This window comes from Alkalimarinus alittae, assembly GCF_026016465.1.
Lineage (GTDB): Bacteria > Pseudomonadota > Gammaproteobacteria > Pseudomonadales > Oleiphilaceae > Alkalimarinus > Alkalimarinus alittae.
In genome coordinates, this window is sequence record NZ_CP100390.1 from 2,852,569 (window position 1) to 2,864,905 (window position 12,337).

Consider the following 12,337-nt stretch of genomic DNA (forward strand, 5'->3'; position numbering starts at 1 on the left):
CGCTTTATTACAACTGGCTAAACTCCGAAAAATCAGTAGCCTATAGCACGTTCTTATTACTTATATGAACAGTAAAGTCGGTAAAACAAGTTTGGTCAAATTAATGACGTGAATTACATCAATATTGTGTCACCGACACGAAAATAACGTTTTTTTGGCATTGGAAATACGACAAAAGAAAGGATCAGACGCCTAGTATCCTGACGACTGAATATATTGACTGATGGCCTTGCGCTCCTTATGAAGCTTTTTTAATTCTGCTCCAAGCACACTTCTTCGGCCTATATTTTCAGCGCTAAGTTGGTCGTATAGTGACTGTAAACGTTGTAGAAGCTCGCTAAGCGTAGCTTTTTCACCCTTCTTTAGGGATAACGATGTACATTCATTTACAATCGGCCTCACCGACAAATCTAGTTGTGCGACCTCTTCCCAGTCGTCCTTTTCTAGTGCAAGCTCTAAAGCACTAATAAAACCGGCAAGTTTTTCAAACGGGTGATTCATAACAACCCTCAGTAAACGGTTTTCAACACATAATAAAAAGTAGCATAGACCCTGTGGATATAGCTTCAATCAATGCTTTAAGTTTAATTCGATAAATGGTTATATTCCACTAACCTCTTTAATGATTACGTTTTTTCTCAAACGGATACAACTATATGGATTTATTTAGCAACTGGGTATCAGAGCTTTCTCAGTACATCCCATCAGTAATAACTATCTCAATAATCGTTTTATTACTGACTGCCATTAACCAAATAACACTAAAAAGACTCTCTAAAAATCAAGGACGCCTGCTACGTCAGCAGCTGTTTATGATTGTAGTCACATTTGTAGGCATTATTGCCATACTCATATCACTCCCGGTCAGTGACTCTATTAAGGGGCAAATTTTTAGCTTATTAGGCATTGTCGTGAGTGCTGCGATCGCACTGTCATCCACTACATTTGTCGGTAATGCCATGGCTGGTTTAATGCTGACCGGTGTCAAAGTATTTAAAATAGGTGATTTTGTTCGAGTAGGCGATCATTTTGGTCGAGTATCCGAACGGGGGTTATTACACGTAGAAATTCAAACAGAAGATCGTGATTTAACAACACTCCCCAATCTTTTTTTAGTGACGAATCCAACCAAAGTTATACATGCAGAAGGCACTATCATTTCAGCAGAAGTCAGCCTTGGCTACGATATTAGCCGTAAACAAATTGAAACTCATCTATTAGAAGCTGCCAACATAATTGGTTTAGAGTCTCCTTTTGTACAAGTAATATCATTGGGTGATTTCTCTGTGTTATACCGCGTTTCAGGCCTTTTAGTAGAGGTTAAAAAAATCATTACAGCTCGGTCCGAACTGCATAAACACATACTAGATACACTCCAGGGCAACGGTATTGAAATTGTATCCCCCACATTTATGAACACTCGCGCATTCAACCCTAATCATAGCTTTATTGCACCTATAAAATCACCAGAAAATGAAACTGAAGAGCCCAAAGAAGTTGAAATAGAAAGCATATTATTCGATAAAGCAGAGCAAGCTGAAACGCTTAGTTATATATCCAAGAAGTTAAAACGAATTACTATAGGCAAAGAAAAACTAACCGCGCTATTAGCCAATACAGAAAACGATGAGGACGCTGCTAAGCTGCAGCACCGAATAGAACACTTAGAAGCGATAGAGTTAAAATTGGCGAGCTTTAAATCTGAGCTAGCTAAAGACAAGAAGTCTAAAAAATAAAACCCCCAACCTTAGAAAGGAAGGAGGTTTTATTTTCATACCAAATCGAGCAATAGACGTTACGTTCTATTGCTCTCATTAGTGTTTATCCAAGGAACTTAATCATAACACCTGCGGCTACCGCTGAACCGATAACACCCGCAACGTTCGGGCCCATAGCGTGCATCAGCAAGAAGTTTTGAGGGTTAGCTTCAAGTCCAACCTTGTTTGATACCCGTGCAGCCATTGGTACCGCAGAAACGCCTGCAGATCCAATAAGAGGGTTAATCTTATCTTTGCTTAAAAGGTTCATCAACTTAGCCATCAATACGCCAGTCGCAGTACCTACACAGAATGCAGCCAAGCCAAGAATCAAGATACCCAGGGTCTGGAAGTCCAAAAACTTATCGGCACTTAATTTTGAGCCCACTGAAAGACCAAGGAAAATCGTCACAATGTTTATCAATGCATTTTGAGAGGTATCGCTCAAACGATCAACAACACCACACTCACGCATTAAATTACCAAAGCAGAACATTCCCAATAGTGGCGCCGCATCAGGTAAGAAAAGAGCAACCAGTATCAACAGTACAACTGGGAACATAATCTTCTCAAGCTTGCCAATTTGGCGAAGCTGAACCATTGCTATTTTACGCTCTTCCTTTGTCGTTAAAGCTTTCATAATGGGTGGCTGAATCATCGGAACCAACGCCATGTATGAATAAGCAGCAACTGCAATCGCACCTAATAGGTGAGGTGAAAGTAAGCTAGCAACATATATAGAGGTAGGGCCATCAGCACCACCAATAATACCAATTGCCGCCGCTTCATAAATCGTGAAATCCATGAGGCCATACTTCGTCATTAGAGCTGCGCCCAACACAGTACCAAAAATACCAAACTGAGCTGCGGCGCCCAATAGCAATGTTTTAGGGTTCGCAAGTAGCGGCCCAAAATCGGTCATAGCACCTACGCCCATAAAGATAAGCAAAGGGGCAACACCACTCGCAATCGCAACTTCATAAAAGTTTTTAAGCATTCCGTTGTTATAACCGGCATCTTGCGCCACATGTACAGCAGCAACATAAGCACTATGATCACCACTGTATGCAGCCGTATAGGCTTCTTTCAGTGCATGAATAAAGTCTGGTGCAAAGACACCCGTTGCCGGATCAACAGCTTGAAATGGCACGCTTAACGCAACAGCTAACTTAGCCATTACCTCAGGGTTAGCAAAGTGAATTGCATTTTCTACAGCAGAAGCGGCTAAGCCCGCTTCTGGTATGTTAGCCATTATCCCACCAAACCCAATTGGGATTAGCAGTAAAGGCTCAAAGCCTTTTCGAATGGCTAGAAAGAGGAGCAAAAGACAAACAACTATCATGACTAGCTGTCCAATGCCCATATTATACAGGCCACTGCCTGTCCAAAGATTTAGAATCTTATCCATCGAGAAAAACCTATTAACCTAGTGTGAGCAAAGTATCGCCGACGGTAACAGCATCACCCACCGCCACATTTATGCTTCCGATCGTACCAGCTTTAGCTGCTCGAACTTCGGTTTCCATCTTCATCGCTTCAAGAATCACCAATACATCACCTTCTTGTACTGCTTGACCCGCAGAAACGATTACTTTGAAGATAGTACCCGCCAAAGGAGCAGGAACAGGGTCGCCACCACCTGCAGGCATTGCCGCAGCAGGAGCGCCAGCAGTCGGAGCAGCTACACCACCAGCAGGTGCTACAGCTGAAATGTCGCCGCCTTCTTCAACTTGGACAACATAATTCTGACCTTCAACATTAATAGTGTATGTCTCTGGACCAGAAGATACTTTAACTTCGTTACCTGTGGGGACAGGCTCAAATGCATCAGCGTTACCACGATTTTCTAGGAACTTTTCAGCTACCTGAGGGAATAAGGCGTAGCTAAGCGCATCATCTATAACATTATCAGCTAACTTAAAGCCTTTTGTTTTAGCAAGTGCTTCAACATCTGCAACAATTTTATCTAGTTCATTGTCTAACAAATCGGCAGGACGACAGGTAATCACTTCTGCGCCGTCAAGCACTCTATCTTGAAGCGCTTTGTTAAATGGTGCAGGTGCTGCGCCATATTCGCCTTTAAGGATGCCTTGAGTTTCTTTAGAGATAGACTTGTAACGCTCACCGGTTAATACATTGATAACCGCTTGAGTCCCTACAATTTGTGACGTAGGTGTAACCAATGGAATATGACCTAAGTCTTCTCGCACTCTTGGAATTTCTTCTAAAACAGCGTCAAACTTATCGGCAGCACCCTGCTCTTTCAACTGATTTTCCATGTTAGTCAACATGCCACCAGGAACCTGTGCAACCAAGATACGAGAGTCTGTTCCGCGTAAAGCACCTTCAAATTTCGCGTACTTTTTACGAATTTCACGGAAGTAAGCTGCGATTTCTTCTAGTAACAACAAGTCAAGACCGGTATCGCGGTCTGTACCTTTAAGTGCAGCCACTACGGTTTCTGTTGCTGAGTGTCCGTATGTCATCGACATTGAAGAGATAGCTGTATCTACACGGTCAACGCCCGCTTCGATCGCTTTTAAGATAGCCATATCTGACATGCCGGCTGTTGCGTGGCAATGCAATTGAACTTCAAGGTCAGTCTCTTGCTTAAGGCGTGAAACCAGTTCAAAACATTCATATGGTGAAATAATGCCCGCCATATCTTTAATCGCGATAGAGTCTGCACCCATATCTTCAATTTGCTTGGCTAACGAAATCCATGCCTGCGTATTGTGAACAGGGCTTGTAGTGTAAGACAACGTGCCTTGTGCGTGCTTACCTTGCTTCTTAACCGCTTTAAGCGCTGTTTCAAGGTTACGCGGGTCATTCATCGCATCAAATACACGGAACACATCTACGCCGTTTACAGCGGCACGTTCTACAAACTTTTCTACTACATCGTCAGCATAGTGGCGGTAACCTAATAGGTTTTGTCCACGCAATAACATTTGATGCTTTGTGTTAGGCATCGCTTTTTTGAATTCGCGAATTCTATCCCAAGGGTCTTCCCCAAGAAAACGAATACAAGTATCAAAAGTAGCGCCACCCCAAGATTCAAGGGACCAGTAGCCTACTTTATCTAGTTTTTCTGCGATTGGCAGCATATCGTCGATACGCATACGCGTTGCAAATAGTGACTGGTGAGCGTCACGTAAAACAACGTCGGTAATACCTAACGGTTTTTTAGCATCTGTCATTGCATTCAAGCCTTCTGTTAAAGGTTTATTCCGTTCTATCAAACTCACTGCTTATGGGCGTGAGCGATACTTAGCAACTGCAGCTGTGATAACAGCCATCAGTCGAGGGTCATTCATCGGAGAGGCGGGTTGAGCGGGTGCAGCCGGAGCTTCCGGTGCTGGTGGCTCAAGTTTCATCGCCAACTTCGACATAAGCGTTGTAGCACCGATCAAGATAACCAAGAATACGAATACAAATCCCATTCCGGCAATCATTAAATCAAGCGCTTGAGACATCAATGATTCTGTCATTATTATGTAACCTGTCGTTGAGTTTCCATTTTTACGGTAAAACCGGACTTCATAGTAGAAGACCCATTTCACGTGAAAAATCTTGGGTAATGTACCTAGATTCAAAGATTGAAGCAACAGAAAGAGCACTCTAAAGGGCCCTTTTAATTGTTATCTTGTTGTTTTAATTGAATATACACCTCATGAATAATGGTTATTTTTTACTCTAACCACGACAAGTTCACTGTAATTAAAAATCAGCAATCCCAGGCATAATTTCAAACCCTTCAACCTAAGAAACAATACAACATGAGCGACTAGCAATAATTAAATTTCAGGCAAAAAAAAAGCTACCCGAAAGGGTAGCTTTTTAATTATGGTGCGGCTGGCAGGAGTCGAACCTGCGACCGCCTGGTTCGTAGCCAGGTACTCTATCCAGCTGAGCTACAGCCGCAAAATCTTTATCTACTGAGTTACCGCTTATTTCGTTAATTGCAATACCATCTCTAATCTATACCCGAAGGCATTAGAATAATGGTGCGGCTGGCAGGAGTCGAACCTGCGACCGCCTGGTTCGTAGCCAGGTACTCTATCCAGCTGAGCTACAGCCGCATGCAATCTTAAAAACAAATGGCGGAGAGGGAGGGATTCGAACCCTCGATGGGCGTAAACCCATACGCCCTTAGCAGGGGCGCGCCTTCAGCCACTCGGCCACCTCTCCGTAGAACGCGGAGCATAATACCACAATCAGTATAAATTCAAAGTGCTATTTTATTTTAATTTACTTAATCTTAAATTTGTTTTGAAAAACCGCCTCCTCCATTGAAGACGGCCATTCATTTTACTCGTCGTCGAACTGAGGATTCTCTTTCTCTTTCTGAATCCGTTGATAAATTTCCTCGCGGTGTACTGCCACCTCTTTTGGCGCATTAACGCCAATTCGGACCTGATTACCTTTAACGCCCAGCACTGTTACTGTAACGTCATCCCCAACCATCAGTGTTTCTCCCACACGACGGGTCAATATAAGCATCGCTTATCTCCTTAACCTAAAAATTAGACCTGTTCCAAAGTTGAAGCATTCATACCGCTCCAGTTAATAAGGGGTTCAGCGTAATCATTTTTATTGACCAAAATCCCCATAAAGGAAAAGCCAGCACCAGCTTAAACCACTGTTTCTGACAGCTTGCCACCGACAAAAATAACAAGTTCCTTTTTTTGTACCAATGAGAGAAACCCCTCACCCTCACACAATCAACTATAGCAGTTGTTTTTTCGTTATGTAAAAACAACTGCTAGACTTGAACTACCTTAAGCTTCTTCTTTATCGTCACCCAACCCAAATGAGCTATGGAGAGACCGAACAGAAAGCTCTAGATACTTTTCTGCAATAACCACAGAAATCTTAATTTCAGACGTTGAAATCATCTGAATATTGATACCCTCAGCCGATAGTGCATCAAACATTTGAGTCGCAACACCCGCATGAGATCGCATACCAACACCAACAATTGAAACTTTGGCAATCTTATCATCACCCGATACTTTTCTTGCACCCAACTCCTCTGAAACTTTTTCCAGAATAGCTTTTGCCTTATTGTAATCGTTGCGATGGACAGTAAAGGTAAAGTCTGTGAAGTTGTCAGCGCCTATATTCTGCACAATCATATCAACTTCTATATTTGCATCACTTATTGGGCGCAAAATTTTAGAAGCGATACCTGGAATATCAGGTACACCCTGAACCGTTAATTTAGCTTCATCACGATTAAACGCTATGCCTGATATAACCGGTTGTTCCATTGTTTCGTCATCCTCTATGGTAATCAAAGTGCCTGGGCCATCCTCAAAACTAGAGAGCACCCTGAGTGGTACATTATATTTTCCAGCAAACTCAACTGAACGAATCTGTAGTATTTTTGACCCCAAACTCGCCATCTCGATCATTTCTTCAAACGTAATACGCTCCATTCTTCGAGCCGTATCAACCACACGCGGGTCAGTTGTATAAACACCATCTACATCAGTATAAATCTGACATTCATCAGCTTTCAGCGTTGCAGCCAATGCAACAGCTGTTGTGTCGGAACCACCTCGACCTAGCGTTGTAATATTACCTTGACCATCAACACCCTGAAAACCTGCAACAACAACAACTCGACCTTGCTTAAGGTCTTCTCGCATATTCTGCTCATCAATGGCTTGAATTCGCGCCTTAGTATGCGTTTCATCTGTTGTAATTCGTACCTGACTACCCGTATATGATTTTGCTGGGCAACCTCGTTTATTTAACGCCATACTTAAAAGCGCAATAGTGACCTGCTCACCAGTAGAGACCAGCACATCCATTTCACGAGGGGTTGGATCTTCCATAACAGCGTTTGCCAAACCTAATAACCGGTTTGTTTCTCCACTCATGGCAGACACCACCACAACAACATCATGGCCTGCATCCCTAAAAGACTTAACCTTATCTGCTACCGCTGCAATACGCTCAACAGTACCTACTGATGTACCGCCAAACTTTTGAACATATAATGCCATTACCTGATCCACTTCCTAATCAATGATGCGTCGATTTGAATACCTTAATCGACGCTACAACTCCACTACAGAGGGCTGCCTACACTAAACCTTCAACCCAACCTTTTACCAAACCCAGAGCATCCTGAATTTTATCAACATCTGTTCCGCCACCCTGAGCCATGTCAGGTCGACCACCACCTTTACCGCCAACAGCTGCAGCAGCTTGACGCATTAAATCACCCGCCTTTAACTTACCCGAGATATCTTTGGTTACGCTTGATACCAACGTCACCTTACCGCCTTCAGCTGAGGCCAGTAATACCACGGCAGACCCGAGCTTGTTTTTAAGCTGATCAGCTGTATCCATCAGCGTTTTTCGATCAGCACCTTCTAAGCTAGCCGCCAACACATTCACACCTTTAACATCGACAGCCTGCCCAGCCAAATCATCACCCGCTGAGTTCGCCAGTTTCGCTTTTAGTTGCTCAACCTCTTTTTCGAGCGCCTTACTTTTATCTAGCGCAACTTTAACCTTCTCAACTACGTTTTCTCGACCACTCTTGACCAGTGCAGCCACTTCTCTTAGGTTACGTTCGTTATCTGCAATCCACTCTTCGGCTGCTGAGCCCGTTAATGCTTCTATTCGACGAACACCTGAGGCAACACCGGATTCTGAAACAATAATAATATTGCCAATATCTCCCGTTCGATCAGCATGCGTACCACCACACAATTCTACAGAGAAAGCGTCAACCCCCATACTCAGCACTCGAACCGAATCACCGTACTTTTCACCAAATAGTGCCATTGCGCCTTTTTCGCGCGCACTATCCATATCCGTCACATCGGTTTCAACAGGTGTATTTTCACGCACCTGCTGATTAACCATTTGCTCAACCTCTTTTAACTCAGCCGGCGTGACTGCTTCAAAGTGTGAAAAATCAAAGCGTAAACGCTCCTCATTAACCTGAGACCCTTTTTGAGCAACATGTTCACCTAGCACTTTTTGCAACGCAGCATGTATCAGGTGAGTAGCAGAGTGATTCAAGGCCGTTGCTTTACGCTTAACCTTATCGACCTCAGCAACCACTGATTGTCCTTCTGCAAGCGAACCTGCAATCACGCGACCGATATGCAGGTGGTTTTGTCCTTCTTTCTGAGTATCAGTGACGACAAACTCACCCCCATCCCATCGCAGAACACCACGATCTCCAACCTGCCCACCTGACTCCGCATAAAAAGGCGTCTCGTTAAGCACAACCACAGCATCCTGACCGACATTGGCGATTGCACTTTTACCCTCTACAAAAACAGACTTGACGGTTTCTTCAGCTTCAAACAGTTCGTAACCCGTAAATTCAGTTTTACCTTCGATGACTAGCCCTTCGTTGTAATCAACGCCAAACTTGCTTGAAGCCCTTGCTCTTTCACGCTGAGCGTCCATTGCCTTCTCATAACCGTCAAGATCAAGCGTCAAGCCACGCTCGCGCGCAATATCGTTCGTTAAGTCAACCGGAAACCCATATGTGTCATAAAGTGTGAATACGGTTTCGCCTGGAATAGTCTTTCCGGTTAATGCGTCAATATCTTGCTCTAAAAGTGCCAGGCCTTTATCGAGTGTTTTTGCAAACTGCTCTTCTTCTTGCAATAAAACACGCTCAATTTGAGACTGACCCTTTACCAGCTCAGGATATGCTTCACCCATAATGCGGACTAAGTGTGCAACCAACTTATAGAAAAATGCACCTTTAGCGCCTAGCTTATTCCCATGCCGTACGGCTCGACGGATGATACGGCGAAGCACATTTCCTCGCCCTTCATTAGAAGGCATTACGCCATCAGAGATAAGAAATGAACAGGATCTAATATGATCAGCAATAACGCGTAAGGACGCCTCAGTGGTCGCTACCCCACCCAATACATCTGACGCACCACTTAACAACGTTTGAAACAGGTCTATCTCGTAATTACTATGAACATTCTGCATAACCGCTGAAATCCGCTCTAACCCCATACCGGTATCAACAGAAGGCTTAGGTAGCGGTTGCATTTCACCACTAGCGGTGCGGTTAAACTGCATAAATACCACGTTCCAGATTTCAATATAGCGGTCACCATCTTCTTCTGGCGTACCGGGCAAACCACCTTCTATATCCGCACCATGATCGTAAAAAATTTCAGTACAAGGGCCACACGGGCCAGTATCACCCATCTGCCAGAAGTTATCAGACGCATACTGAGCACCTTTATTGTCTCCTATGCGAATAACACGTTCAGCCGGGACACCCATATCTTTAGTCCAAACATCAAACGCCTCATCATCTGTGGCATAAATAGTCACATAAAGTTTGTCTTTCGGGATATTCATCCATGACTCAGACGTCAAAAACTCCCAAGCAAAGCGAATCGCCTCTTTTTTAAAGTAATCACCAAAACTGAAGTTACCCAACATTTCAAAAAAGGTATGATGGCGAGCCGTGTACCCTACGTTCTCAAGATCATTATGTTTTCCACCCGCACGAACGCAACGCTGCGAGCTTGTCGCTCTTACGTATGAGCGCTGTTCTCGACCCAAAAACGTATCTTTAAATTGGTTCATACCCGCATTAGTAAAGAGTAACGTTGGATCGTCTGCCGGAACCAAAGAACTGCTAGACACTACCTCGTGCCCATGCTGGTTAAAGTAGTCAAGAAACGCTTTACGTACCGCTGCTGTTTTCATAGATAGAACCGTCTGCGAACTTTTAGTTATAATTTAGAGTCCAAATTCATAAAGATTTAAAGCGCACGAATTAACAAGCCTAAAAATCTGTATAAGTCTTATATTTTATTTACTTAAACCCAGCGATATTAACTACCCAATGCCCTTTAATTAGTATTATCGGCACGAGACTACCACGAGAATTTTAAGAACTGCGTACTCTACCATATAAAGTACTGAGTAAAAAATTGCCAATTGAAATAATTTTACGTTTAAATTCACACTATACGCGGGTCTTAGCGCACCCTTTTATCGGCCAGTCTCACGTTTTTTAGACAAAAAAAAGCCCGACGACAACGCCGGGCATTAAAAGCCTGCAGCTTTAAGCACTACAACCTTTCGAGTAACGCAGCCATGTACGACTGTATTTGCTCAAAAGGTGTGGTCTCAGGGAGCTGGCTCTGCTCTGACTCAATACGATCGCCCACTACCCTATCAAAAAGGTCTTCTATCAACTTAGCTGGCTGCGAAAACTGACTAGCCTTATCATAAGCAGCTTGAAGGCTATCAAAAAAGTCAGACAACGGATCAAAGCGTCCACCATAATCTGAACCTGATACCTCCCCCTCCTGGCCTAAGTCTGCAACCTGCTGGTAAGCAGACACTTGCTGAACAGACGTTTGAGATAGGTTAACCGAAAATCCTGCGATTTCTTCGCCATCAAAACCTAACTCTAACGCGCTTTGAAATGCGCCCTGAAAATCACCCGAGAAAAACTGATCGGACATGCTTTCAATTTGAACCATCAAATCATTTAGCGCCTGAATTTCTCCTTCATCAAGGTCGCCATCTACCGAGTAGCTATATTGACCGCTCTGATATTGCCCCACCATCTCGCTGGATTCAAAGCCATAACGACCTGCTGACATATCCCTACGTTCAAATGATGCCTGAATCTGCTCCAAGCTAAACGAAACAACATCTCCGTCCTGCGTCGTTATCTGAATAGCAGCCTTTTCGGATAACGAACTATATGCACTATACCCAGCATTGATACCGGTACTGCGATTAGAAAAACCTCTATCATTTGAATCTGACTGCCCTGCAACATTTCGTTGCTCATCTGCCTTATCGGCGCCCCTATTATTAGGCGCAGCTACCACTTGCTCTGCTCTATCTTCTACCTGGTCATCAGTGTTATCTAAGTCTTGGTCGTTATCACGTTCATTAGCGATAGCACCGCTATTCACATAATTCTCTTTCAGCCCATCAAGCCCAGTGTTAATTTTTTCAAAGCTCTGATCAATTTCATCATCCAATTTATCGGTCATCAAACCATAGCTTTCGATTTGCTCCCTTGCTTGCCCGAACCCTTTTTCAACCCCTTCTCTTGCTTGGCTGAGTAAATTATCAAGGCGTTCCATCGACGCCCCGTTCGCAGCCTCTTGCTTAATTCTATTTTCGACAAACCCCAACACCTTATTCGCCACGTCATCAACTGACGGAGGTTGGAACGTCGGCACAAAAGCTGAGGCAGGCGCCTCCTGAGACGTTCTAGCCCCAGTAAAACGAACCTCAAGTTCTTGTTCAAGAATCTTCACACCTTTTTCATGATTAGAATACGATGAACTAGAAAAACTTAGTGAAACTTCGTAAAGCGACATCTGCGACGAACCTTGTCCGCCGTTGTGATGCCCCATTTGCCCTACCTGACCACCCAAATGCTTACCTTGGTTTTGATTCTGCTGAGTTGTCAACTGGCTCGACAGTTCGTTAAACTGTCCAAATAACGCTGAAACTGAATTCATCGTTTTTTCCTCAATTTCATGAGCTTTACACTTACATTCTACTCAGAGTGGGTTGAAGCCGCTCAAAAACAAAAT

Annotated in this window: 9 protein-coding genes and 3 tRNA genes; 1 reads left to right on the forward strand and 11 read right to left on the reverse strand. The window is 43.7% G+C overall.

All coding sequences use genetic code 11. The features are described 5' to 3' along the window. Positions 1-192 precede the first annotated feature (192 nt). Positions 193-501, reverse strand: coding sequence for a flagellar protein FliT (locus tag NKI27_RS12950; protein WP_265046460.1), 309 nt, complete (start codon positions 499-501; stop codon positions 193-195). Between the two features lie 155 nt (positions 502-656). Here NKI27_RS12950 and NKI27_RS12955 point away from each other — a divergent pair, with 155 nt between their 5' ends. Next, positions 657-1,736 (forward strand): mechanosensitive ion channel family protein, encoded by a 1,080-nt coding sequence (locus tag NKI27_RS12955; RefSeq protein WP_265046461.1) that lies wholly within the window; start codon positions 657-659, stop codon positions 1,734-1,736. 85 nt (positions 1,737-1,821) lie between these two features. On the opposite strand, the gene NKI27_RS12960 is transcribed toward NKI27_RS12955, so the two are convergent. From NKI27_RS12960 to NKI27_RS13005, 10 genes are all read right to left on the reverse strand, one after another. Next, positions 1,822-3,165 carry a sodium ion-translocating decarboxylase subunit beta gene (locus NKI27_RS12960; RefSeq protein WP_265046462.1) on the reverse strand — a complete coding sequence of 448 codons (1,344 nt, stop codon included), beginning with the start codon at positions 3,163-3,165 and terminating at the stop codon, positions 1,822-1,824. 13 nt (positions 3,166-3,178) lie between these two features. Continuing rightward, positions 3,179-4,957: a sodium-extruding oxaloacetate decarboxylase subunit alpha gene (gene oadA, locus NKI27_RS12965; RefSeq protein ID WP_265046463.1), complete on the reverse strand. Its 1,779-nt coding sequence runs from the start codon at positions 4,955-4,957 to the stop codon at positions 3,179-3,181. Positions 4,958-5,008: 51 nt separating this feature from the next. Next, on the reverse strand, positions 5,009-5,248 hold the full coding sequence (locus tag NKI27_RS12970) for an OadG family protein (RefSeq protein ID WP_265046464.1): 240 nt from the start codon (positions 5,246-5,248) through the stop codon (positions 5,009-5,011). A gap of 356 nt (positions 5,249-5,604) precedes the next feature. Then, a tRNA-Arg gene (locus NKI27_RS12975) sits at positions 5,605-5,681 on the reverse strand. A gap of 81 nt (positions 5,682-5,762) precedes the next feature. After that, positions 5,763-5,839: transfer RNA gene (locus NKI27_RS12980), tRNA-Arg, on the reverse strand. A 19-nt stretch (positions 5,840-5,858) separates the two neighbouring features. Continuing rightward, positions 5,859-5,948: transfer RNA gene (locus NKI27_RS12985), tRNA-Ser, on the reverse strand. Between the two features lie 120 nt (positions 5,949-6,068). After that, a complete protein-coding gene (gene csrA / locus NKI27_RS12990; RefSeq protein WP_265046465.1) occupies positions 6,069-6,260 on the reverse strand; it encodes a carbon storage regulator CsrA in 192 nt (63 codons plus the stop codon). A gap of 278 nt (positions 6,261-6,538) precedes the next feature. Further along, on the reverse strand, positions 6,539-7,771 hold the full coding sequence (locus tag NKI27_RS12995; protein WP_265046466.1) for an aspartate kinase: 1,233 nt from the start codon (positions 7,769-7,771) through the stop codon (positions 6,539-6,541). A 79-nt stretch (positions 7,772-7,850) separates the two neighbouring features. Next, positions 7,851-10,475 (reverse strand): alanine--tRNA ligase, encoded by a 2,625-nt coding sequence (gene alaS, locus NKI27_RS13000; protein WP_265046467.1) that lies wholly within the window; start codon positions 10,473-10,475, stop codon positions 7,851-7,853. Positions 10,476-10,843: 368 nt separating this feature from the next. Further along, positions 10,844-12,262, reverse strand: a complete 1,419-nt coding sequence (locus NKI27_RS13005; protein WP_265046468.1) for a DUF5610 domain-containing protein — start codon at positions 12,260-12,262, stop codon at positions 10,844-10,846. Positions 12,263-12,337: the final 75 nt, after the last annotated feature.

Excerpts from the sequence above, each read along its gene's own strand:
- oadA (WP_265046463.1), bottom strand. The coding sequence starts at position 4,957 with ATGACAGATGCTAAAAAACCGTTAGGTATTACCGACGTTGTTTTACGT.
- NKI27_RS12960 (WP_265046462.1), bottom strand. The coding sequence starts at position 3,165 with ATGGATAAGATTCTAAATCTTTGGACAGGCAGTGGCCTGTATAATATG.
- alaS (WP_265046467.1), bottom strand. The coding sequence starts at position 10,475 with ATGAAAACAGCAGCGGTACGTAAAGCGTTTCTTGACTACTTTAACCAG.
- NKI27_RS12950 (WP_265046460.1), bottom strand. The coding sequence starts at position 501 with ATGAATCACCCGTTTGAAAAACTTGCCGGTTTTATTAGTGCTTTAGAG.
- NKI27_RS13005 (WP_265046468.1), bottom strand. The coding sequence starts at position 12,262 with ATGAATTCAGTTTCAGCGTTATTTGGACAGTTTAACGAACTGTCGAGC.
- NKI27_RS12995 (WP_265046466.1), bottom strand. The coding sequence starts at position 7,771 with ATGGCATTATATGTTCAAAAGTTTGGCGGTACATCAGTAGGTACTGTT.
- csrA (WP_265046465.1), bottom strand. The coding sequence starts at position 6,260 with ATGCTTATATTGACCCGTCGTGTGGGAGAAACACTGATGGTTGGGGAT.
- NKI27_RS12955 (WP_265046461.1), top strand. The coding sequence starts at position 657 with ATGGATTTATTTAGCAACTGGGTATCAGAGCTTTCTCAGTACATCCCA.
- NKI27_RS12970 (WP_265046464.1), bottom strand. The coding sequence starts at position 5,248 with ATGACAGAATCATTGATGTCTCAAGCGCTTGATTTAATGATTGCCGGA.